Here is a 23677-nt window from a genome sequence, read left to right on the forward strand (position 1 = left end):
GCCCGGGACGCTCCGCGTCCCTTCCAGAGCCGAACGCGGAGCGTCCGTTGAGGCATTCCCACGCAGAGCGTGGGAACGATCAACACATTAGATCCTGAAACTACCCACCAACTGCTTCAACCGCGCCGCCTGCTGCTCAAGGTCAGCGCACGCACGCAAAGTCGATTGCAAGTTCTCTACACCTTCCTGGTTCAACGTGTTGATCTCGGTGATGTCGACGTTGATCGACTCAACCACAGCGGTTTGCTCCTCGGTCGCGGTGGCCACGGACTGATTCATCCCGTCGATTTCACCGATGCGCTGCGTCACGCTGCCCAGGCGTTCGCCGGCCTGGTTGGCGATGCCGACGCTGCTTTCGCTCTGGCGCTGGCTGTCGGTCATGGTACTGACCGCTTCCCGGGCGCCGACTTGCAGTTCTTCGATCATCTTCTGCACTTGCTGCGCCGAATCCTGAGTGCGGTGAGCGAGGTTGCGCACCTCATCGGCAACCACGGCAAAACCACGGCCGGCTTCACCGGCACGGGCCGCTTCGATGGCCGCGTTGAGCGCCAGCAGGTTGGTTTGCTGCGAGATGCTGGTGATCACTTCCAGAATCTGGCCGATGTTCACTGTGTTGCTGTTCAGGGTTTCGATGTTGCCGCAGGAATCACTGATTTTTGCCGATAGCTGCTGCATGGCGGCGATGGTTTTATCCACCACTTGCTGACCGTCTTCGGCCAAGGCACGGGCGTCGCTCGAATGTTGCGAGGCGAGGGCGGCGTTCTGGGCGATTTCCTGGGCGGCGGCACCCAATTCGTTGATGGCTGCAGCCACGCTGCTGGTGCGTGAGGCCTGCTGATCGGAGTTGAACATCGATGAGTTCGATGCAGCTACGACGCGCAAGGCGACTTCGTTGACCTGGCCGGTGGCCGAGGACACTTCGCGGATCGAGGTATGAATACGTTCCACAAAACGGTTGAACGAGGTGCCCAACGCACCGAATTCATCCTGGCCGTGAATGGTCAGGCGCTTGGTCAGGTCGCCTTCGCCCTCGGCGATGTCATGCATGGCGCGGCCCATGGTCAGCAGCGGTTGCATCAGCATGCGGATCAACATGCTCAGCAGCGCGATGATGATCACCACGGCGATGACCATGGCGATGATCGCCGAGGTACGGAATTCGCTGAGCATCGAGAACGCGGTGTCTTTATCCAGCACCAGCGCCACGTACCAGTCTGCAGACGGCACGCCGTTGACGTGAGTGAAGGAGATGAACCGGGTTTTGCCGTCCAGTTCGACTTCCTTCAGGCCCGGGCTGATTTTCGGCGCCCCGTTGGGGTAAGCGTCAGCCAGGTTCTTGAGCACCAGTTTGCTGTCCGGGTGGATCAGGATCTTGCCGTCGGCGCTGACGATAAACGCATGGCCATGACCGCCGAAACTCAGAGAGTTGATGATCGCGCTGACGCTGGACAGATCAATGTCTGCACCGGCGACGCCAATCATTTGATTCTGGTGCTTAACCGGCGTGGCAACGGTAATCACCAGTTTGCCCGACGATGCCGCAATGTAGGGTTCGGTGACGATGGTCTGTTGCGCGTTGTTGGCCGCCTTGTACCAGCCACGAGCGCGCGGGTCGTAGTCCGCGGCGCGATTGCCGGCCGGGACCGAGAACATCACGCCATCGGTGCCGCCAAAGTAGCTCAGCTGAAAGTTGCCGGTGTAGGCCGGCAGGTCGATGGCGCGCTTGAGATTGGCTTGGGCGCTGCCGTCCACGGCGATTTGCTGGGCCAGCGATTGCAGCAATTGAATGCGGCTTTCCAGCCAGGTTTGAATGTTGCTGGTGGTCAGGCTGCCGAGTTCCTGCATCGAGGACTCGGTACTGCTGCGCAGAGTCTGCCGCTGGCGGTAATCGTTGAACAGGATGAAACAGACGAATGCAACGGCCACCACAAGGGCGGCGGCCAACAGGATTTTGTGGCTGAATTTCATGTTTCTGGTCATTAAATGAGCTACCGCGAAGGGCTGGTCAACAAGGGGTGTCAATTTGCCACAGTGGAAGGCTTTACACTGCTTCTATGTCGACTGGCCGGCGCCAAAGATTAGGCGGCCTGCGGGGAAACCGACGAAATACTCAACGGCGCGAAAAAGTGGATGATTTATCGTAAAGGGCAGACGGATGGCCGAACAAATAGCCGCAGGGTCAGGGAACCAGACAAGGGTTTTCTCTTCTAAGCTTCAGCTTGGCAGCCATGCCATTCCCTACGCCCCAGGAGTTACACCATGTCGCTGCGATCTATCGCCTTGCTCTCGTTCTGCGTGTTGTTGGCAGCCTGCGGCAAGATCAATCAGGAAAATTATTCGAAGCTGTCGACCGGCATGCCCAAGGCCGAGGTTGAAACCTTGCTGGGCAAACCTACCGATTGCTCCGGCGCACTTGGCATGTCCAGTTGCACGTGGGGTGACAAAAACAGCTTTATCAGCGTGCAGTATGCCGGTGACAAAGTGCTGATGTTTTCTGGCCAAGGCCTGAAGTAAACCGGGGCTATTCGCCCACGGGAGAAAAAAATAATGAAGCGGTTACTGATCGTACTTTTTGCCGGCCTGGTATTGGCCGGCTGCGCCACTTCTGGCGTAGATCCGTTGGCACCCAAGACCGTCAACACGGTCAACCTCAAGCGCTACCAGGGAACCTGGTACGAACTGGCGCGTCTGCCGGTGTATTTTCAGCGCAACTGCGCACAATCCGAAGCCCATTACAGTCTCAAGCCTGAAGGTGACATGGCGGTGCTGAACCGCTGCCTGACGTCGGACTGGCAATGGGAAGAGGCCAAAGGCACGGCTTATCCACAGGTGCCCGGCAAGGCCGACAAGCTGTGGGTCGAGTTCGATACCTGGCTCTCGCGACTGATCCCGGGTGTGGCGAAGGGAGAGTACTGGGTGTTGTACGTCAGCGATGATTACAAGACCGCGATTGTCGGCGACCCGAGCCGCCGTCACCTCTGGCTGCTGTCACGCACCCCGACGGTCAATGGCGTGGTGCGAGAAGAACTGCTGAGCAAGGCGCGTCAGCAGGGTTATGACACGACGCGACTGATCTGGCGCGCGTCGGATAGCAAGATGGCCAAGACTTCGAACTAACTGTTACTGGCGATCTAATGTGGGGGCTTGCTCGCGAAAGCGGTCTGTCAGTCAACAATTGTGTTGAAGGTGACGGCCCTTTCGCGAGCAAGCCCGCTCCCACATTTTTTTTCGGTCAGCCCAAGAGATCGCGCAGCACCTGGGTAAACGCCCGATTACTCTCTTCTTCCCCGGCATGCCGCCCATCACGCACAACCCACTGGCCGTTGACCAGCACGTCCCGGACCTGGCGATCACCACCGGCAAACAGCCAACGATTGAGAATCCCGTCGCCACTGGCCGTCGCCAGATACGGATCGTTGCCATCGAGCACCAGCCAATCCGCACGCTTGCCCACTTCAAGGGCGCCAATCGGCTGCCCCAGCGCCTGGGCGCCGCCATCCAGGGCGGCGTCGTACAGTGTGCGGCCGACCATCGGCTGATCCGCGCCATACAAACGATTTCGCCGCTGATCGCGCAGACGCTGGCCGTATTCCAGCCAGCGCAATTCTTCCACCACGCTTAACGAGACATGGCTATCGGAACCGATGCCCATGCGCCCGCCCTGCGCCAGGAAGTCTACTGCCGGAAAGATCCCGTCGCCGAGGTTGGCTTCGGTGGTCAGGCATAGACCCGCGATGGCGCGGCTCTTGGCCATGAGCGTGACTTCTTCCGGGTTGGCGTGGGTCGCGTGGACCAGGCACCAGCGCTGATCGACGTCGGTGTTTTCGTACAGCCATTGCAACGGACGGCGACCGCTCCAGCTCAGGCAGTCATCGACTTCCTTCTGCTGCTCGGCAATGTGAATGTGCACCGGGCACTGCTTGTCGCTGGCCGCCAGCACTTCACTGATCTGCTGCGGGGTGACCGCGCGCAACGAGTGGAAACACAAACCCAATGCCTGCGCCGGTTGCTGCGCCAGGATCGGCTGCAAGCGCGACTGGAGTTTCAGGTAGTTTTCGGTGCTGTTGATAAAGCGGCGCTGACCTTCGTTCGGGGCCTGGCCACCAAAACCGGAGTGGCTGTAGAGCACTGGCAGCAGGGTCAAGCCGATACCGGCGGAGCTGGCGGCCTGGCTGATGCGCAACGCCAGTTCGGCCGGGTCTGCGTACGGTTGGCCGCTCGTATCGTGGTGTACATAATGAAATTCCGCGACCGAGGTGTAACCGGCCTTGAGCATTTCGATGTACAGCTGACGGGCGATGACGCCAAGTTGGTCCGGGCTGATTTTTCCGACGAGCCGGTACATCAAATCGCGCCAGGTCCAGAAACTGTCATTCGGATTACCCGCCACTTCCGCCAGCCCGGCCATGGCGCGCTGGAAGGCGTGGGAGTGTAAATTCGGCATCCCCGGCAGTAGCGGACCGCTCAGCCGTTCGGCGTCATCTGCGTGAGAATCGGCCTGGATATGGGTCAGCACGCCATCGGCGCTGACCTCAAGACGTACATTGTTGGCCCATCCACTAGGCAGCAGCGCGCGTTCGGCAAAGAAGGCGGACATGGTTCAGCACCCCATCGTGTGTTATTTGTATATACATATACAGACGTTTGCCTGCTCGGTAAACTCCGGCAAGCTAGTAGCCCTCAACAAATGAACAAGGATTAACCGTGCCAACTCCGTCTGCCACATTGCCGCCGAATGCCAATCTGAGCGCCAATCTGGGCGACAGTCCGGCGCCCTTGTACGCCCGCGTCAAACAGATGATCACCCAGCAGATCGACAGTGGAAACTGGCCGCCGCATTACCGCGTTCCGTCGGAAAGCGAGTTGGTCAGCCAGCTGGGTTTCAGCCGCATGACCATCAACCGCGCCCTGCGCGAGATGACCGCCGATGGCCTGTTGGTGCGTATGCAAGGCGTCGGAACGTTCGTCGCCGAGCCGAAAAGCCAGTCCGCCCTGTTTGAAGTACACAACATCGCCGACGAAATTGCCTCCCGTGGCCATCGCCATACGTGCAAGGTGATCACCCTCGAAGAAGAGGCCGCCGGTTCCGAGCGCGCCCTGGCGCTGGACATGCGCGAAGGGCAGAAAGTGTTCCACTCGCTGATCGTGCATTTCGAAAACGATATTCCGGTGCAAATCGAAGACCGTTTCGTCAACGCGCTGGTGGCGCCGGAGTACCTCAAGCAGGACTTCACCCTGCAAACGCCTTACGCCTATCTGAATCAGGTCGCGCCGCTGACCGAAGGCGAGCACGTGGTCGAAGCGATTCTTGCCGAGCCGTCTGAATGCAAATTGCTGCAGATTGAAAAGGGCGAGCCGTGCCTGCTGATTCGTCGCCGCACCTGGTCCGGCCGTCAGCCAGTGACCGCTGCCCGCTTGATTCACCCCGGTTCCCGTCATCGTCTGGAAGGACGGTTCCATAAATAAAGAGCCCTGAATGAGCCAGTTGAAAGTTTTACGCGCAGCAGATTACCCGCGCATGCCGTGGAAAAACGGCGGCGGCAGCACTGAAGAAATCACCCGGGATGGAGGTGCCGGCCTTGAGGGTTTCGGCTGGCGGCTGTCCATTGCCGATATTGGCGAGTCGGGCGGTTTTTCAACCTTTGCCGGCTATGAGCGGGTGATCACCGTGCTGCAAGGCGACGGCATGAGCTTGCGGGTTGATGGTCAGGACACTCGGCCATTGTTACCACTGGACCCCTTTGCTTTCAGTGGCGAGAGTCATGTGTCCTGCACATTGCTCGGCGGGCCGATTCGCGATTTCAACCTGATTTATGCGCCGGACCGTTACAGCGCGCGGTTGCAGTGGCTGGAGGGTGAGCAGCGGTTTTTCAGTTCCGCCGGCACCGTGCTGGTGTTCAGCGTGGCTGAACAGCTTGAAGTGACGGTGGGTAACAACGCCTCTCAGCTAGGGCGTCATGATTGCCTGCAATTCGACGGTAACATTGGCCTGCTGGATATCTCCATCAAGGGTCTGTGCTGTGTGATCGAGCTGATCGCGCGCTGATCCAGCACCGAGTCGCCTCTATCGCGGGCAAGCCCGCTCCCACAGGGACATCATCGTACTTGTGGGAGCGGGCTTGCCCGCGATGCTTTTCTGGGCTCAAAACCCGTTTCCCATCGCGCACCACTTTGTTACCGAACGCCCCAGCGTGGCGCAAAACCACGCTCAAGTAACAGCTGTCCCTCCCCGCGAAAATCTCCCCAAAAAATTTCATCGTCCTCAAAACCCTTGATTTACAGCCTTTCCAGCCCTTTAAAAACTTTTCTTGAACACTCATCCAGCAAGTTGGCCGCTTGATTGCATATGCTTGTATGTACAAGTAAAGACGTATGCGTATGAGTCGATCGAGACTCCTCGCAACGTCCACTGATTCGCTTGTGTCGCTTTGACGCGCACAGGCTGGCTTACCCACCGCCAGGGTTGGTTTGGATTGATCGCTGAGGAGTCTTTTTCGTGACTGACAATACCCAGAAACCTACTAAATACCGCAATGTAGAAATCCGTGCCGCACGCGGTAACAAGCTGACCGCCAAGAGCTGGCTGACTGAAGCGCCGCTGCGCATGCTGATGAACAACCTCGACCCGGAAGTCGCCGAGAACCCTAAAGAACTGGTGGTTTACGGTGGCATCGGTCGTGCGGCACGTAATTGGGAATGCTACGACAAGATCGTCGAAAGCCTGACCAACCTGAACGACGACGAGACCCTGCTGGTGCAATCCGGCAAGCCGGTCGGCGTGTTCAAGACCCACAGCAACGCCCCCCGCGTGCTGATCGCCAACTCCAACCTGGTGCCACACTGGGCGAGCTGGGAACACTTCAACGAACTCGACGCCAAAGGCCTGGCCATGTACGGCCAGATGACCGCTGGCAGCTGGATCTACATTGGCAGCCAGGGCATCGTTCAGGGCACCTACGAAACCTTCGTCGAAGCCGGTCGCCAACACTATAACGATGACCTCAAAGGTCGTTGGGTCCTGACCGCAGGCCTGGGCGGCATGGGCGGCGCTCAGCCTCTGGCTGCAACCCTGGCCGGCGCTTGCTCGCTGAACATCGAATGCCAGCAGGTCAGCATCGATTTCCGCCTGAACAGCCGTTATGTCGATGAGCAAGCCACCGATCTCGACGACGCGCTGGCCCGCATCGCCAAATACACCAAGGAAGGCAAGGCGATTTCCATCGCTCTGCTGGGCAACGCGGCTGAAATCCTGCCGGAACTGGTCAAGCGTGGCGTGCGCCCGGACATGGTCACCGACCAGACCAGCGCCCACGACCCACTCAACGGCTACCTGCCAGCCGGCTGGACCTGGGAAGAGTACCGCGCTCGCGCCAAGACCGAGCCGGCTGCCGTGGTCAAAGCCGCCAAGCAGTCCATGGCCGTACACGTTAAAGCCATGCTCGAATTCCAGAAAATGGGTATTCCGACCTTCGACTACGGCAACAACATCCGTCAGATGGCACAAGAAGAAGGCGTTGAAAACGCGTTCGACTTCCCAGGCTTCGTACCGGCTTACATCCGTCCGCTGTTCTGCCGCGGCATCGGCCCATTCCGTTGGGCTGCGCTGTCGGGCGATCCGCAGGACATCTACAAGACCGACGCCAAAGTAAAAGAACTGATCCCGGACGACGCCCACCTGCACAACTGGCTGGACATGGCCCGCGAGCGCATCAGCTTCCAGGGTCTGCCGGCACGTATCTGCTGGGTTGGTCTGGGTCTGCGCGCCAAGCTGGGTCTGGCGTTCAACGAAATGGTGCGCAGCGGTGAATTGTCCGCGCCAATCGTGATCGGTCGCGACCACCTGGACTCCGGCTCTGTTGCCAGCCCGAACCGCGAAACCGAATCGATGCAGGACGGTTCCGACGCCGTGTCCGACTGGCCTCTGCTCAACGCTCTGCTCAACACCGCGAGCGGCGCGACCTGGGTTTCCCTGCATCACGGCGGCGGCGTCGGCATGGGCTTCTCCCAGCACTCGGGCATGGTGATTGTCTGCGACGGTACGGACGAAGCGGCCGAGCGTATCGCTCGCGTACTGCATAACGACCCGGCTACCGGTGTCATGCGTCACGCCGATGCGGGTTACCAGATCGCAATCGACTGCGCCAAGGAGCAGGGGCTGAACCTGCCGATGATTACCGGTAAATAACGCGGAACCCTGTAGGAGCTGCCGCAGGCTGCGATCTTTTGATCTTGATCTTCGGCGTCAATAACGACGCCAAAAGATCGCAGCCTCGTTTCACTCGACAGCTCCTACCAGTTCCTACCAGTTTCTACGCAGATACAACCAACATCGAATAACAATCCACAGAGGTTGAATCATGGCTGTTAATGATGATCGTGCAGGCAGTAAACCGTTGATCGAGAAACGTTCGATCGACTACATCCCGGAAGCGGAGAGACACGGTCGTCTGTTGAGCCAGTTCACCCTGTGGATGGGTGCCAACCTGCAAATCACCGCGATTGTCACCGGGGCCCTGGCCGTGGTGCTGGGCGGTGATGTGTTCTGGTCGTTGATCGGTTTGTTGATCGGTCAGCTGCTCGGCGGTGGCGTAATGGCGCTGCATGCGGCGCAAGGGCCCAAGCTTGGCCTGCCGCAGATGATCTCCAGCCGGGTACAGTTCGGCGTGTATGGCGCGGCCATCCCGATCGTGCTGGTGTGCCTGATGTACCTGGGCTTCACCGCAACGGGCACCGTGCTTTCCGGCCAGGCGCTGGGCCAGTTGTTTGGCGTCAGCGACAGCGTCGGGATCCTCATCTTCGCCAGTGTCATCGTGCTGGTCACGGTGCTCGGTTATCGGGTGATCCATTTCATCGGCCGTGTCGCCAGTGTCATTGGCGTGATTGCCTTCGTTTACCTGTTCAGTCGCCTGATGAGCCAGACTGACGTTGGCGCACTCCTGCAAATCCGCCACTTCAGCTGGACCAGCTTCCTGCTTGCGGTATCGCTCGCGGCGTCCTGGCAGATCGCCTTCGGCCCCTACGTGGCTGACTATTCACGTTATCTGCCGAGCAGCACGTCTTCGGTGAAGACCTTTTTCGCCGCAGGCGCCGGTTCGGTCATTGGCGCACAGGTGGCGATGATCCTCGGTGTGTTTGCCGCCGCCATGGCCAACGGACAATTCGCTGGCCACGAAGTGGCCTACATTGTTGGTTTGAGCGGCAGCGGTGCCACCGCTGCGCTGCTGTACTTCAGCATCGCGTTCGGCAAGGTCACCATTTCAACGCTGAACTCCTACGGCAGCTTCATGTGCATTGCGACCATCATCAGCGGTTTCCGTGGTGACTTGCGGGTAACGCGCTTGCAGCGTCTGGTCTTCGTGCTGGTCATTGTCGGTACCGCGACCCTGATCGCGTTACTCGGTCAGCACTCGTTCCTTGGTGCGTTCAAGTCCTTCATTCTGTTTTTGCTGGCTTTCTTCACGCCATGGAGCGCGATCAACCTGGTGGACTACTACTGCATCACTCGCGAGCGCTATGACGTGCCGGCGCTGGCCGATCCGAACGGTCGCTACGGCCGTTGGAACCCTCTCGGTATCAGCGTCTATGTCTTCGGTGTGCTGGTGCAACTGCCGTTCATCGCTACCAAGTTCTATACCGGTCCGCTGGTAGACGCTCTGGGTGGTGTGGATATTTCCTGGATCATCGGTCTGGTGCTTCCCGCAGGCCTGTATTACGTGTGCGCGAAAAAATGGCACAGCGCAGTACCCGATCACCTGATTCTGCCGGTCGAGCAGGACAGCGATGTACAACCTGAAACAAGCGGGGCCGGTCGCGCTTCGGCGCAGGCCTGATTGGACGTGGACAGGGCTGGATGCCTCTTGACTGCCGTAAGCCAACTCATGATTAGGAGCGTCAAACAATGAAATCGAACAAGACCCTGCTGACCACATTGCTTTCCATGGGCCTGTTGGCCAGTGCTGGCGCCACCCAGGCGGCTGGCTGGTGCGAATCGGGCAAACCGGTGAAATTCGCCGGCCTGAACTGGGAAAGCGGCATGCTGCTGACCGACGTGATGCAAATCGTCTTGGAGAAAGGCTACGACTGCAAGACCGACAGCCTGCCAGGCAACTCCATCACCATGGAAAACGCCCTGAGCAGCAACGATATTCAAGTGTTTGCCGAAGAGTGGGTCGGTCGTAGCGAAGTCTGGAACAAGGCCGAGAAGGCCGGCAAGGTTATCGGTGTCGGCGCTCCGGTCGTTGGCGCCATCGAAGGCTGGTACGTGCCGCGTTACGTGATCGAAGGCGATGCCAAGCGCAAGCTGGAACCTAAAGCCCCGGACCTGAAAGCGATCGCCGATCTGGGTAAATACGCTGCCGTGTTCAAGGATCAGGAGGAGCCATCCAAGGGCCGTTTCTATAACTGCCCGGCCGGCTGGACCTGTGAGCTGGACAACAGCGAAATGCTCAAAAGCTATGGTCTGGAAAGCACCTACACCAACTTCCGCCCAGGCACCGGCCCGGCGCTGGATGCGGCCGTGCTGTCGAGCTACAAGCGTGGCGAACCGATCCTGTTCTACTACTGGTCGCCAACCCCGCTGATGGGCCAGGTCGACCTGGTCAAACTCGAAGAAAAGCCAGGCGTGGACAAGAGCGTGACGATCAAGGTCGGCCTGTCCAAGACCTTCCACGAGCAAGCCCCGGAACTGGTGGCCGTGCTGGAAAAGGTCAACCTGCCGATCGACCTGCTGAATCAGAACCTCGGGCGCATGGCCAAAGAGCGGATCGAATCGCCAAAACTGGCCAAGATCTTCTTGAAGGAACATCCTGAAGTCTGGCACGCGTGGGTGAGCGAAGACGCAGCCAAAAAGATCGACGCGGCCTTGTAGGTCGAGTGTCTCCGACTGTCGGCAACGGCAGTCGGATGCTTGATCGCAACCCCTTGATTGAGAGTCTTTTTATGTTTCCCGAAAGCTTTACCTTTTCCATCGCCGACTGGGTCAACAGTTGGGTCGATTCGCTGGTCACCAACTACGGCGATGTGTTCCGCAGCATCTCCGACACCCTGTTGTGGGCCATCGTCAATCTTGAAGGGCTGCTGCGTGCGGCGCCCTGGTGGCTGATGCTGGCGATCGTGGCGGGCGTTGCCTGGCACGCGACCCGCAAAGTCGTGACCACGTCGGTCATCGTCGGTCTGCTGTTCCTGGTGGGAGCAGTCGGCCTCTGGGACAAGCTGATGCAGACCCTGGCGCTGATGATGGTAGCGACGGTCATCTCGGTGCTGATCGGCATTCCCCTGGGTATTCTCTCGGCACGCAGCAATCGCCTGCGTTCGGTGCTGATGCCGCTGCTGGACATCATGCAGACCATGCCGAGTTTCGTGTACCTGATCCCGGTATTGATGCTGTTTGGCCTGGGCAAGGTCCCGGCGATTTTCGCCACAGTGATCTACGCCGCGCCGCCGCTGATCCGCCTGACTGATCTGGGTATTCGTCAGGTCGACGGTGAAGTGATGGAAGCGATCAACGCCTTCGGCGCCAATCGCTGGCAGCAACTGTTTGGCGTGCAACTGCCGCTGGCCCTGCCGAGCATCATGGCCGGGATCAACCAGACCACCATGATGGCCCTGTCGATGGTGGTAATCGCCTCGATGATCGGTGCCCGTGGCTTGGGTGAAGATGTGTTGGTGGGGATTCAGACCCTCAACGTCGGACGTGGCCTTGAAGCCGGTCTGGCGATCGTGATTCTGGCAGTGGTCATCGACCGCATTACTCAGGCGTATGGTCGGCCACGGCATGAGGTGAGCAAATGAGCAACGAAGCCATCAGCAAGATTGAAGTCAAAAACGTCTTCAAGATTTTCGGCAACCGTTCCAAAGACGCGCTGGAAATGATTCGCCAGAAAAAGACCAAGGACCAGGTCTTGGCCGAAACCGGTTGTGTGGTCGGCGTGAACGACCTGTCGCTGAGCATCGGCACCGGCGAGATCTTCGTGATCATGGGCCTGTCGGGTTCCGGCAAGTCGACCCTGGTGCGTCACTTCAATCGCCTGATCGACCCCACCAGCGGCGCGATCCTGGTGGACGGCGTGGACATCCTGCAATACGACATGGAAGCCCTGCGCGAATTTCGCCGGCACAAGATCAGCATGGTGTTCCAGAGCTTCGGCCTGTTGCCGCACAAGACCGTGCTGGATAACGTCGCCTACGGCTTGAAAGTGCGTGGCGAGAGCAAGCAGATGTGCGCCGAGCGCGCGCTGCACTGGATCAACACCGTGGGCCTGAAGGGCTACGAAAACAAATACCCGCATCAACTGTCTGGCGGTATGCGCCAGCGTGTGGGCCTGGCGCGCGCCTTGGCGGCGGACACCGACATCATCTTGATGGACGAAGCCTTCAGCGCCCTCGACCCGCTGATCCGCGCCGAAATGCAGGATCAGTTGCTGGAACTGCAAAAGACCCTGCACAAGACCATCGTCTTCATCACCCACGACCTCGACGAGGCCGTGCGCATCGGCAACCGCATCGCGATCCTCAAGGATGGCCGCCTGATTCAGGTCGGCACGCCACGAGAGATCCTGCATTCGCCGGCGGATGAGTATGTGGACCGGTTCGTACAGCGGCGGGCTGCGGTGGTTTAAAGATCGATCGTTCCCACGCTCTGCGTGGGAATGCATCCCGTGACGCTCCGCGTCAAACATGCGCAGGGCTTGAGCCTTGCGCTGACAACGGGACGCAGAGCGTCCCAGGCGGCATTCCCACGCAGAGCGTGGGAACGATCAAGTTCAAGAGGTTGAAGATGTCCCAGGCTGAAAAAATCGTTATCGCCGACGCCCCGTTGCGTTGGCAGGATGTGGTTGCCGTCGCTCGCCATGGCGCACAGCTTGAGCTGTCACCACAGGTCTGGGCGCGGATCGAGAATGCCCAGGCGATCGTCCAGCGCATCGTCGCCAGCGGCGAGCGTGCCTACGGCGTCAACACCGGCCTGGGCGCCTTGTGCAACGTCTCGCTCAAAGACGAACAACTCAGCCAGTTGTCGCGCAATACCTTGCTCAGTCACGCCTGTGGCGTCGGCGCACCCTTGGCCGACGAACAGACCCGCGCAATCATCTGCGCCGCCATCGTCAATTACAGCCACGGCAAATCCGGCATTCATCGGCGGGTGGTCGAAGCCCTGTTGGCGCTGCTCAATCGCGGCATCACCCCGCAAGTACCTTCCCAGGGCTCGGTGGGTTACCTGACCCACATGGCCCACATCAGCATTGCGCTGTTGGGTGTCGGCAATGTCAGCTATCGCGGGCAGATCATTTCCGCGCAGCAGGCCTTGAGCGAGGAAGGTCTGCAACCGGTTCAGCTCGGCGCCAAAGATGGTTTGTGCCTGGTCAATGGCACGCCATGCATGACCGGTCTCAGCTGTCTGGCAATTGCCGATGCGACGCGTCTGGTGCAGTGGGCCGATGTGATCGGTGCCATGAGCTTCGAAGCTCAGCGTGGCCAGATTGCCGCGTTCGATGCCGAGATCATCGCGCTCAAGCCTCACCCGGGCATGCAGCAAGTTGGCATCAACCTGCGGGCGTTGCTCGACGGCAGTGAAGTGATTGCCAGCAGCAAAGGCATTCGCACTCAAGATGCATTGAGCATCCGCTCGATCCCGCAAGTCCACGGCGCCGCTCGCGATCAACTTGAACACGCGAAACAGCAGATCGAAACCGAACTCAACTCTGTCACCGACAACCCGATGCTGCTGGGCACGCCGGACAACTTCCGGGTGATGTCCCAGGCCAACCCGCACGGTCAGTCAGTGGCATTGGCGGCGGATTTGCTGGCGATTGCCATGGCCGAAATCGGCTCCATCGCCGAGCGTCGGCTGGACCGCTTGATCAACCCGCACGTCAGCGGTCTGCCGGCGTTTCTGGTGGCCAATCCCGGGGTGAATTCCGGGATGATGATCGTCCAGTACGTTGCCGCGTCCCTGTGTGCGGAAAATCGTCAACTGGCGCAACCGGCGGTGCTCGACAACTACGTCACCTCGGGCTTGCAGGAAGACCACTTGAGCATGGGCACCAATGCGGCGCTGAAGCTGCATCGCGCGTTGGAAAACTGCACGCAGATCCTCGCCATTGAATATTTGCTGGCGTCCCAGGCTTTTGAGTTCCTCAAAGAGCAACGCTTTGGCGCTGGCACCGATACCGCGTGGCGTCTGCTGCGTGAGCGGGTTCCGGCCTACGACCAGGACCGCTGGCTGGCACCGGACATCGCCGCTGCTGCCAGCGTATTGAAAGACCCGATTTTGCTGCACAAGGCTTTACCAAACCTGAACTGATTTCCACCACACCAGCGTGCCAAGGCGCGGCTCCCCAAAAGGCAGACGCGACGGACAACGGACATCTCCGGAGCGTCTGGTGAGTTAACAACAAACTCTCAAAAGGAGCATAAAATGACTGCGCTTAATTTGATTCCCGGCCAACTGAGCCTTGCCCAACTGCGTGATGTTTATCAGCACCCGGTCAAAATCACCCTCGACAACAGTGCATCGGCCCAGATCGAAGCCAGCGTTGCCTGCGTGGAACAGATCCTCGCCGAGAACCGCACCGCTTATGGCATCAACACCGGTTTCGGCCTGCTGGCTTCGACCCGTATCGCCAGCGAAGACCTGGAAAACCTCCAGCGCTCGCTCGTTTTATCCCACGCCGCCGGTGTCGGCGAGCCGATCAGCGACGCACTGGTTCGCTTGGTCATGGTGCTCAAGGTCAACAGCCTGAGCCGTGGCTTCTCGGGTATCCGTCGCGTGGTAATCGATGCACTGATCGCCCTGATCAATGCCGAGGTTTACCCGCACATTCCATTGAAAGGTTCGGTAGGTGCGTCCGGTGACTTGGCGCCTTTGGCGCACATGTCGCTGGTGCTGCTGGGCGAAGGCAAGGCGCGCTACAAAGGCGAGTGGATGGAAGCCACCGAAGCGCTGAAAGTTGCCGGTCTGACCCCGCTGACCCTGGCCGCGAAAGAAGGTCTGGCGCTGCTCAACGGTACTCAGGTGTCCACCGCTTACGCGTTGCGTGGTCTGTTCGAAGGTGAAGACCTGTTCGCTGGCGCCCTGGCTATTGGTGGCATGACGGTTGAAGCGGTATTGGGCTCGCGCTCGCCGTTCGACGCCCGCATCCACGCCGCTCGTGGCCAGAAAGGCCAGATCGATGCCGCTGCCGCTTATCGCGATCTGCTGGGCGAGCGCAGCGAAGTGTCCGACTCGCACCAGAACTGCGAAAAGGTCCAGGACCCGTACTCCCTGCGCTGCCAGCCGCAAGTCATGGGCGCCTGCCTGACCCAGTTCCGTCAGGCTGCCGAAGTGTTGGCCATCGAAGCCAACGCCGTTTCCGACAACCCGCTGGTGTTCGCCGCTGAAGGCGACGTGATCTCCGGCGGTAACTTCCACGCCGAGCCGGTGGCCATGGCCGCCGACAACATGGCCCTGGCCATCGCCGAAATCGGCTCTCTGAGCGAGCGCCGCATCTCGCTGATGATGGACAAGCACATGTCGCAACTGCCGCCATTCCTGGTGGCCAATGGCGGCGTGAACTCCGGCTTCATGATCGCCCAGGTGACCGCTGCCGCACTGGCTAGCGAGAACAAGGCACTGTCTCATCCGCACTCGGTGGACAGTCTGCCAACGTCGGCCAACCAGGAAGACCACGTGTCCATGGCTCCGGCGGCGGGCAAGCGTCTGTGGGAAATGGCCGAAAACACTCGCGGCGTTCTCGCGGTGGAATGGTTGGCGGCCTGCCAGGGTCTGGATCTGCGTGAGGGTTTGAAGACCTCGACGAAACTGGAAAAGGCTCGCGGGATTCTGCGTGCCGAAGTGCCTTTCTATGAGAAAGACCGCTTCTTCGCACCGGACATCAATGCGGCGACTGAACTGCTGGCTACCCGTTGCCTGAATGAGTTGGTCACGGCGAAGTTGCTGCCGAGCCTGTAATGGCTCCTTCTCTGATGATCGTTCCCACGCTCCGCGTGGGAATGCCTCTTGGGACGCTCCGCGTCCAGTGACGCAGAGCGTCACGGGGCTGCATTCCCACGCAGAGCGTGGGAACGATCATGTCGCCAATAAAAATAATTAGGGACGAGCAATGCAACAGCCAACAAAAGGTTTGAAACGCGGGCTCTCTGCCCGACATATTCGCTTCATGGCACTGGGGTCGGCTATCGGCACCGGGCTGTTTTACGGTTCTGCCTCGGCCATTCAAATGGCCGGGCCTGCGGTATTGCTTGCTTACCTGATCGGTGGCGCCGCGGTGTTCATGGTCATGCGCGCCCTCGGCGAGATGGCGGTGCACAACCCGGTGGCCGGCTCATTCGGCCAGTACGCCAGCACCTATCTTGGGCCGATGGCGGGCTTCATCCTCGGTTGGACCTACGCGTTTGAAATGGTCATCGTCGGCATGGCCGACGTCACCGCGTTCGGTATCTACATGGGCTTCTGGTTTCCGGAAGTCGATCGCTGGATCTGGGTCCTGGGCATCGTTTCGGTGGTCGGCGGCTTGAACCTGTGTAACGTCAAAGTCTTTGGCGAAATGGAGTTCTGGCTGTCGCTGCTCAAGGTCGCGGCCATCGTCGCGATGATCCTCGGTGGCTTCGGCATCATGTTGTTCGGCATCAGCACCGCGCCTGGCGCCCAGGCGACTGACATCAGCAATCTCTGGAGCCATGGGGGCTTCATGCCCAATGGCGTGGGTGGCCTGATCGCTTCGTTCGCCGTGGTGATGTTTGCGTTTGGCGGCATTGAAATCATCGGCGTAACGGCTGGTGAGGCCAAAGACCCACAGCGCGTGCTGCCCCGGGCGATCAATGCCGTACCGTTGCGTATTTTGTTGTTCTACGTGCTGACGATGCTGGTGCTGATGTCGATCTTTCCATGGCAGCAGATCGGCAGCCAAGGCAGCCCATTCGTGCAGATTTTCGACAACCTGGGTATCAGCTCGGCGGCGACCATCCTCAATATCGTGGTGATCTCGGCGGCGGTGTCGGCGATTAACAGTGACATCTTCGGCGCGGGTCGCATGATGTATGGCCTGGCTCAGCAAGGGCACGCCCCCAAAGGCTTTGCCCGCTTGTCGCGCAATGGTGTGCCGTGGCTGACAGTGGTGGTGATGAGCGTCGCGTTGCTGTTGGGCGTGCTGCTGAATTACCTGATTCCGGAAAACGTCTTTCTGTTAATCGCCTCCGTCGCGACCTTTGCCACGGTATGGGTCTGGCTGATGATTCTGTTCACCCAGGTGGCGATGCGTCGCTCCATGAGCGCGGAGCAGGTCGCCCAACTGAAATTCCCGGTGCCGTTCTGGCCCTATGCGCCGATGGCGGCGATTGCCTTCATGCTGTTCATCTTTGGCGTGCTGGGCTATTTCCCGGACACCCAGGCAGCGCTGATCGTCGGCGTGGTCTGGATCGTGTTGCTGGTGCTGGCCTACCTGACCTGGGTGAAACCGGCGGCGGGCCAGGCAGCATTGGTGGCACGGGACCCTGATTTTTCTCATCGATAACCTAACGGAGGCCACGGATGAAAACTCTCTGGCAACACTGCCACGTCGCAACCATGGCACAAGGCGCCTACTCGATCATCGAGGATGCGGCCATCGTGACGTCCGGTGCGCACATTGAGTGGATTGGTCCGCGCGGCGAACTGCCGTCGGGCGAGTACCCGGCCGTCAATGACCTCAACGGGGCCTGGGTCACTCCGGGCCTGATCGACTGCCACACCCACACAGTGTTTGGCGGTAATCGCAGCGGTGAATTCGAACAACGACTGCAAGGCGTCAGCTATGCGGAAATTGCAGCGGCCGGCGGCGGTATCGCCAGCACCGTGCGCGCCACCCGAGCTGCCACTGAAGATGAACTGTTCGCCAGCGCCGCCAAGCGTCTGAAAAGCCTGATGCGCGATGGCGTCACCAGCATCGAAATCAAGTCCGGTTATGGCCTGGACCTGACTAACGAACGCAAGATGCTTCGGGTCGTTCGTCGTCTCGGCGCCGAGCTGCCAGTCAGCGTGCGCAGCACCTGCCTGGCGGCCCACGCCTTGCCGCCGGAATACGCGGACCGTGCCGATGCCTACATCGATCACATCTGCAGCGAAATGCTCCCGGCCCTGGCTGCCGAAGGGCTGGTGGATGCAGTGGACGCTTTCTGTGAATACCTGGGGTTTTCGCCGGAACAGGTCGAACGGGTTTTCGTCGCCGCGCAGAACCTCGGTTTGCCGGTGAAGCTGCATGCCGAGCAATTGTCGTCGCTGCATGGTTCGAGCCTGGCCGCGCGTTACCACGCACTGTCTGCCGATCACCTGGAATTCATGACCGAAGACGACGCCATCGCCATGGCCAAGTCCGGCACGGTCGCGGTATTGCTGCCCGGCGCGTTCTACTTCCTGCGGGAAACCCAATTGCCGCCGATGGACGCCCTGCGCAAACACGGCGTAAAAATGGCCATCGCCAGCGATCTCAATCCTGGCACTTCGCCGGCGCTGTCGTTGCGCTTGATGTTGAACATGGCCTGCACCTGTTTGCGCATGACCCCGGAAGAGGCCCTGGCTGGCGCAACGATTCATGCCGCCGCCGCGCTGGGCATGGCCGAGACTCACGGTTCGCTGGAAGCCGGAAAAGTCGCAGACTTCGTCGCCTGGCAGATCGATCGACCGGCCGACCTGTCGTACTGGCTGGGCGGTGACCTGGAAAAACGCGTCGTGCGTCACGGCGTCGAAACAAGCGTTTAGGAGAGCAGTTGTGGATAAGGTTCTGAACTTCAAACAAGGCCGCGTGCCGCTGCTGATCAGCATGCCCCACGCCGGCCTGCGCCTGACCCCGGCGGTCGAAGCCGGGTTGATTCCCGACGCGAAAAGCCTGCCGGACACCGACTGGCACATCCCCAGGCTTTACGAATTCGCCGCCGAGCTGGGCGCCAGCACGCTGGCCGCCGAGTACTCGCGGTTTGTCATCGACCTGAACCGACCGTCCGACGACAAGCCTTTATATGTCGGCGCCACCACCGGCCTATACCCGGCGACGCTGTTCGACGGTATTCCGTTATTCCGCGAAGGGTTGGAGCCATCGGCCGCAGAGCGGGCGACTTATCTGGAACAGATCTGGACGCCGTACCACCGCACCTTGCAGGAGGAGCTGGCGCGACTGAAAGCCGAATTCGGCTACGCGCTGCTGTTCGATGCACACTCGATCCGCTCGATCATCCCGCACCTGTTCGACGGCAAACTGCCGGACTTCAACCTCGGCACCTTCAACGGCGCCAGTTGCGATCCACAATTGGCCAGCCAACTGGAGGCCATCTGCGCACGGCACGGTGATTACAGCCATGTGCTGAACGGTCGCTTCAAGGGCGGGCACATCACCCGGCACTATGGCAACCCGGCCGAGAACATCCATGCCGTGCAACTTGAGTTGGGTCAGTGCACGTACATGGAAGAGTTCGAGCCGTTCCGTTATCGCCCGGATTTGGCAGCGCCGACGCAAGTGGTGCTCAGGGAATTGCTGCAAGGGTTGCTGGCTTGGGGTCAACAGCGATATCAGGCATAACCATTCACCTGTGGGAGCGGGCTTGCTCGCGAAGAGGGAGTGTCAGTCGACATCTATGTTGCCTGGTACACCGTCTTCGCGAGCAAGCCCGCTCCCACATGGATTGCGCTTAACCCCTACGCTACAGGTCATCACTCGCCTCGATACCTGACTGGAACTGTCGCCACCGTGCAAATCTCGGTCGCCACAGTTCACTTTTACCCTCTCGACGCTGCGTAATGTTCTGGGCACGGTGCACGAAGACACCGGCCCTCACAATAATCTGCCGCACGAGACTCTCCCGATGAAACGACTGTTCACCCGCTGTCTCTCAATCCTCTGCGGCACGGCTTTTCTGAGCACCAGCGTTCTGGCCAGTGACGAGCCATCCTGCAAAACCGTACGCATGGGCGTGGTCAACTGGACCGACGTCATCGCCACCAGTGGCATGGCTGACGTGTTACTCAACGGCCTCGGCTACGAAAGCAAGCAAACCAGCGCCGTGCAGCAAATCATCTTCGCCGGCATCCGTGACAAACGCCTCGATATCTTCCTCGGTTACTGGAAACCGGCGATGGACAAAAACATCGCGCCGTTTGTGGCTGCCAATCAAGTGAAGGTCATGGACAAACCGAGCCTCTCGGATGCCCAGGCGACGCTTGCCGTGCCTGACTATGTTGCGGCGGCGGGCCTGAAAACCTTCGCCGACATCGCCAGATTCAAGGATCAGCTCGGCGGCAAGATCTACGGCATCGAGCCGGGCAGCGGCGCCAACACCACGATCAAAACCATGATCGAGACCAATCACTTTGGCTTGAAGGACTTCAAACTGATCGAGTCCGGTGAGGCCGGGATGCTCGCCGCCGTACAACGGGCGGTCAATCGCAAGGAGTTCGTGGTGTTCGTCGGCTGGACTCCACATCCGATGAACATCAACATGAACGTCACCTACCTGACCGGCAGCGAAGACGTCTACGGGCCGAACGAGGGCGCGGCGACCGTTTCCACCGTGACCGCGCCGGACTATGCCGAGCGCTGCCCGAACGTGAACCGCTTGCTGGCAAACCTGACCTTCACCGCCGCCCAGGAAAGCCAGTTGATGGTGCCGATCATGGAGCGCAAGACGCCGCAGGATGTCGCCAGGCAATGGCTGCGTGATCATCCTGAAGATCTTCAGCGCTGGCTGGCAGGGGTCAGCAGTTTTGATGGCAAGGAGGGGGTGGCAACCGTTCAGGCCAGTTTGAAAAACTGATTGGTCGAGCGGGGTCGCTGTGGCGAGGGGGCGCAGAACCTGTGGGAGCGTGGCTTGCCCGCGAAGAACGATGACGCGTAATACCTGAAAAACCGCGGTGCTTTCTTCGCGGGCAAGCCACGCTCCCACAGGATTTGCGTCGTTCAAATTTTTTGACTTCCTCTATTTGGCTGGCTGCAGGCTCATGGCTCCTTATCCACTCTCTGAACAGATGGCCGCTTTCGTCGAGAAAACCCTCAGCTTCAACAGCACCGACAGCAGCCTCCCCGGTTTGCGTCAGGCCTACAGCGAGATGTGTCGGGCGTTTTTCCCGCCGCATCCTGCGGGGCTTGAGGTGGTCGACTTTCAATTGGCAGGCGTAGCCGTACGCTCCTGGCAACCACCGGTCACGCCATCGACCAACGGTTGGCCGTGCATTGTGTACTTGCACGGCGGTGGTTGGGTGGTGGGGGATCTGGACTCCCACGCCTTCATCTGTGCCGAACTGGCGTCGGTGCTCGGCGTGCTGGTGATCGCCGTCGATTATCGGTTGGCGCCGGAGCATCCGTTTCCAGCGGCGTTCGATGACTGCCTGGGTATCTGGCGCGCGCTGCGTACAGGACCGTTTCGGCTCGACCCTGCACGCACCCTGGTGGTGGGCGACAGCGCTGGCGGCAACCTTGCCGCCGCGTTGTGCCTCGCTTTACGCGATGCCGACGAGCCTATGCCGTGCGCGCAAGTTCTGATCTATCCGGGACTGGGCGGCGATCACCGATTGCCGTCGCGCAGCGAATGTACCGATGCGCCATTGCTCAGCAGCAGCGACCTGGATTGTTATCACGCGTTGTATTTAGGCGGAACCCGACAACCGGGTGCCTATGCGATGCCCTTGCTCGCCAACGATTTCAGCGGTCTGCCACCGGCGTTGATCGCCGTGGCGCAGTTCGACCCGCTGCGCGATGACGGCGTGCTTTACGCCGAGCGACTCAACGCAGCTGGCGTGGGCGCAACACTTTATTACGGGGAAGGACTGGTTCACGGCTGTTTGCGGGCGCGGGGGCAGGTCGCCGAGGTCGACCGGCTCTATGAAACCCTGCTCGGCTATTTGGCTGAGACGACGGCTGACAAACTCTGACGCTGCAAGGGGCATGCTCATTGACGTAATTCGGGTTTATGATGCCGGACGGCAGAATAATAGAAGTCCCCCCAGGGATGACCTCGACCCCTTACGGAGCGCGCAATGCAGACTTTGTACCCGCAGATCAAACCCCACGCCCGGCACGATCTGGCCGTCGATAAAACCCACACGCTGTATGTCGACGAAAGCGGTTCGCCGGAAGGTTTGCCGGTGGTGTTCATCCACGGCGGTCCCGGCGCCGGGTGTGATGCCCAGAGCCGCCGGTATTTTGATCCAAACCTCTATCGCATTGTCACCTTCGACCAGCGCGGTTGCGGTCGCTCCACGCCCCACGCCAGTCTGGAAAACAACACCACCTGGGATCTGGTCGCCGACCTGGAGCGGATTCGCAAGCACCTTGGCATCGACAAATGGGTGCTGTTCGGCGGCTCCTGGGGTTCGACCCTGGCCCTGGCCTACGCACAAACCCACCCGGAGCGCGTGCATGGTTTGATTCTGCGCGGGATTTTTCTCTGCCGTCCCCAGGAAATCGAGTGGTTCTACCAGTGTGGCGCCAGTCGCCTGTTTCCCGATTACTGGCAGGACTACATCGCGCCGATCCCGCAGGACGAACGCCATGACTTACTGTCGGCGTTCCACAAACGCCTGGTAGGCAACGATCAGATCGCCCAGATGCACGCGGCCAAGGCCTGGTCCATGTGGGAAGGGCGCACCGCGACCCTGCGGCCGAATCCGCTGGTGGTCGACCGCTTCTCCGAGCCTCAGCGTGCGTTGTCCATCGCCCGTATCGAGTGCCACTACTTCACCAACAATGCTTTCCTCGAGCCGAACCAACTGATTCGTGACATGGACAAGATTGCTCACCTGCCTGGCGTCATCGTCCATGGTCGTTACGACGTGATCTGTCCGCTGGACAACGCCTGGGAACTGCATCAGGCCTGGCCGAACAGCGAATTGCAGGTGATTCGCGACGCCGGCCATGCGGCATCCGAAACAGGTATTACGGATGCCTTGGTACGCGCCGCCGATCTGATGGCCCGTCGTATGCTCGACTTGTCGCCTGACGAAGCATGAAGGGCCTGCTACAACGCGTGCGTGGCGCGCGAGTCGAGGTTGCGGGAGAGGTGGTTGGCGCGATAGATCAGGGGTTGCTGGTGCTGGTGGCGGTCGAGCCCGACGATACGCGGGCCAGCGCCGACAAACTTCTGCATAAACTGCTTAACTATCGAGTATTCAGCGACGCCGAGGGCAAGATGAATCTGTCCCTGGCGGACGTAGGCGGCGGGTTGCTGCTGGTCTCGCAGTTCACCCTGGCCGCTGACACCAAAAACGGGTTGCGCCCAAGTTTTTCGACTGCGGCTCCTCCAGGTTTGGGTGAGGAGCTGTTCGACTATCTAACAGGTAAAGCGAAACAGATGCATGGCACTGTGGCATCAGGTAGATTCGGCGCGGATATGCAGGTGCATCTGGTCAATGATGGCCCGGTAACCTTCCTGTTACAGACGTGAAAGCGCTTGAAACATCTTTTTAAGGGCATTTCGACTGAAAACAGAGGCTTTTCCCGATAAATACTTGGTTCCACCTGATGCGTTGTAACGCGGCCTGCTAGATAATCGCGCGCTACGGGGATCAGCGTTCGTTGGTCCGTTTTGACTTAGGTAGAGACTTGTCCGAGACCTGTTGGGGAATCATTTTGCCCCATAGGAGTCGGAACAATGCTCGCCAACTTGGCAAGAGTCGTTCGCAGGGTCGGTTTTTTCCACCGCACACCGTGCTGGCACTTTA

At 59.8% G+C, this 23677-nt stretch carries 20 protein-coding genes and 1 pseudogene; 18 read left to right on the forward strand and 3 right to left on the reverse strand.

The window, feature by feature from the left end; translation table 11 throughout:
* Positions 1-87: 87 nt before the first annotated feature.
* Both IB250_RS29130 and IB250_RS29135 read right to left on the reverse strand, forming a co-directional pair.
* Complete coding sequence (locus tag IB250_RS29130; RefSeq protein ID WP_370694726.1) at positions 88-852, reverse strand: methyl-accepting chemotaxis protein; 765 nt, start codon at positions 850-852, stop codon at positions 88-90.
* 93 nt (positions 853-945) lie between these two features.
* Positions 946-1980: pseudogene (locus IB250_RS29135) on the reverse strand (cache and HAMP domain-containing protein); the annotation flags it as partial.
* Between the two features lie 279 nt (positions 1981-2259).
* On the opposite strand from IB250_RS29135, the gene IB250_RS27295 reads away from it, so the two are divergent.
* Positions 2260-2514, forward strand: a complete 255-nt coding sequence (locus tag IB250_RS27295; RefSeq protein ID WP_007907841.1) for a hypothetical protein — start codon at positions 2260-2262, stop codon at positions 2512-2514.
* A gap of 33 nt (positions 2515-2547) precedes the next feature.
* Positions 2548-3117, forward strand: a complete 570-nt coding sequence (locus IB250_RS27300) for a lipocalin family protein (protein ID WP_192346699.1) — start codon at positions 2548-2550, stop codon at positions 3115-3117.
* Positions 3118-3232: 115 nt separating this feature from the next.
* Here the strand turns inward: IB250_RS27300 and IB250_RS27305 are convergent, their stop codons facing one another.
* On the reverse strand, positions 3233-4597 hold the full coding sequence (locus IB250_RS27305) for a formimidoylglutamate deiminase (protein ID WP_063341839.1): 1365 nt from the start codon (positions 4595-4597) through the stop codon (positions 3233-3235).
* A gap of 200 nt (positions 4598-4797) precedes the next feature.
* Between IB250_RS27305 and hutC the strand changes: the two genes are divergently transcribed.
* From hutC to dtd, 16 genes are all read left to right on the forward strand, one after another.
* Complete coding sequence (gene hutC, locus IB250_RS27310; protein WP_232252242.1) at positions 4798-5466, forward strand: histidine utilization repressor; 669 nt, start codon at positions 4798-4800, stop codon at positions 5464-5466.
* Positions 5467-5476: 10 nt separating this feature from the next.
* Complete coding sequence (locus IB250_RS27315; protein WP_192346701.1) at positions 5477-6046, forward strand: HutD family protein; 570 nt, start codon at positions 5477-5479, stop codon at positions 6044-6046.
* A 450-nt stretch (positions 6047-6496) separates the two neighbouring features.
* Positions 6497-8185, forward strand: a complete 1689-nt coding sequence (gene hutU / locus IB250_RS27320; protein WP_038978575.1) for a urocanate hydratase — start codon at positions 6497-6499, stop codon at positions 8183-8185.
* A 172-nt stretch (positions 8186-8357) separates the two neighbouring features.
* Positions 8358-9830 carry a purine-cytosine permease family protein gene (locus tag IB250_RS27325; RefSeq protein ID WP_192346703.1) on the forward strand — a complete coding sequence of 491 codons (1473 nt, stop codon included), beginning with the start codon at positions 8358-8360 and terminating at the stop codon, positions 9828-9830.
* Positions 9831-9898: 68 nt separating this feature from the next.
* The gene (locus IB250_RS27330) at positions 9899-10867 is read left to right on the forward strand and encodes an ABC transporter substrate-binding protein (RefSeq protein ID WP_123500000.1); all 969 of its coding nucleotides are present in this window, start codon (positions 9899-9901) and stop codon (positions 10865-10867) included.
* Between the two features lie 71 nt (positions 10868-10938).
* Entirely contained in the window at positions 10939-11790 is an 852-nt protein-coding gene (locus IB250_RS27335; protein WP_030129253.1) for an ABC transporter permease, read from the forward strand.
* The gene (locus IB250_RS27340) at positions 11787-12617 is read left to right on the forward strand and encodes a quaternary amine ABC transporter ATP-binding protein (protein WP_007907824.1); all 831 of its coding nucleotides are present in this window, start codon (positions 11787-11789) and stop codon (positions 12615-12617) included. Before IB250_RS27335 ends, IB250_RS27340 begins: the two co-directional genes overlap by 4 nt.
* Before the next feature lie 158 nt (positions 12618-12775).
* Positions 12776-14299 carry a histidine ammonia-lyase gene (gene hutH, locus IB250_RS27345; RefSeq protein WP_192346705.1) on the forward strand — a complete coding sequence of 508 codons (1524 nt, stop codon included), beginning with the start codon at positions 12776-12778 and terminating at the stop codon, positions 14297-14299.
* A gap of 114 nt (positions 14300-14413) precedes the next feature.
* Positions 14414-15946 (forward strand): histidine ammonia-lyase, encoded by a 1533-nt coding sequence (hutH, locus tag IB250_RS27350; protein ID WP_192346706.1) that lies wholly within the window; start codon positions 14414-14416, stop codon positions 15944-15946.
* Positions 15947-16097: 151 nt separating this feature from the next.
* Positions 16098-17507: an amino acid permease gene (locus IB250_RS27355; RefSeq protein WP_192346708.1), complete on the forward strand. Its 1410-nt coding sequence runs from the start codon at positions 16098-16100 to the stop codon at positions 17505-17507.
* 17 nt (positions 17508-17524) lie between these two features.
* Positions 17525-18730 (forward strand): imidazolonepropionase, encoded by a 1206-nt coding sequence (hutI, locus tag IB250_RS27360; protein ID WP_192346710.1) that lies wholly within the window; start codon positions 17525-17527, stop codon positions 18728-18730.
* Between the two features lie 10 nt (positions 18731-18740).
* Complete coding sequence (hutG, locus tag IB250_RS27365) at positions 18741-19544, forward strand: N-formylglutamate deformylase (protein ID WP_192346712.1); 804 nt, start codon at positions 18741-18743, stop codon at positions 19542-19544.
* Positions 19545-19827: 283 nt separating this feature from the next.
* Positions 19828-20775: a choline ABC transporter substrate-binding protein gene (locus IB250_RS27370; protein WP_123499986.1), complete on the forward strand. Its 948-nt coding sequence runs from the start codon at positions 19828-19830 to the stop codon at positions 20773-20775.
* 184 nt (positions 20776-20959) lie between these two features.
* Positions 20960-21889 (forward strand): alpha/beta hydrolase, encoded by a 930-nt coding sequence (locus tag IB250_RS27375; protein ID WP_192346714.1) that lies wholly within the window; start codon positions 20960-20962, stop codon positions 21887-21889.
* 105 nt (positions 21890-21994) lie between these two features.
* Complete coding sequence (gene pip / locus IB250_RS27380) at positions 21995-22966, forward strand: prolyl aminopeptidase (RefSeq protein ID WP_192346716.1); 972 nt, start codon at positions 21995-21997, stop codon at positions 22964-22966.
* Positions 22963-23400, forward strand: coding sequence for a D-aminoacyl-tRNA deacylase (dtd, locus tag IB250_RS27385; protein ID WP_008068825.1), 438 nt, complete (start codon positions 22963-22965; stop codon positions 23398-23400). Before pip ends, dtd begins: the two co-directional genes overlap by 4 nt.
* The last annotated feature ends 277 nt before the right edge of the window (positions 23401-23677 follow it).

It is taken from the genome of Pseudomonas sp. PDM09, from assembly GCF_014852305.1.
GTDB lineage: Bacteria > Pseudomonadota > Gammaproteobacteria > Pseudomonadales > Pseudomonadaceae > Aquipseudomonas.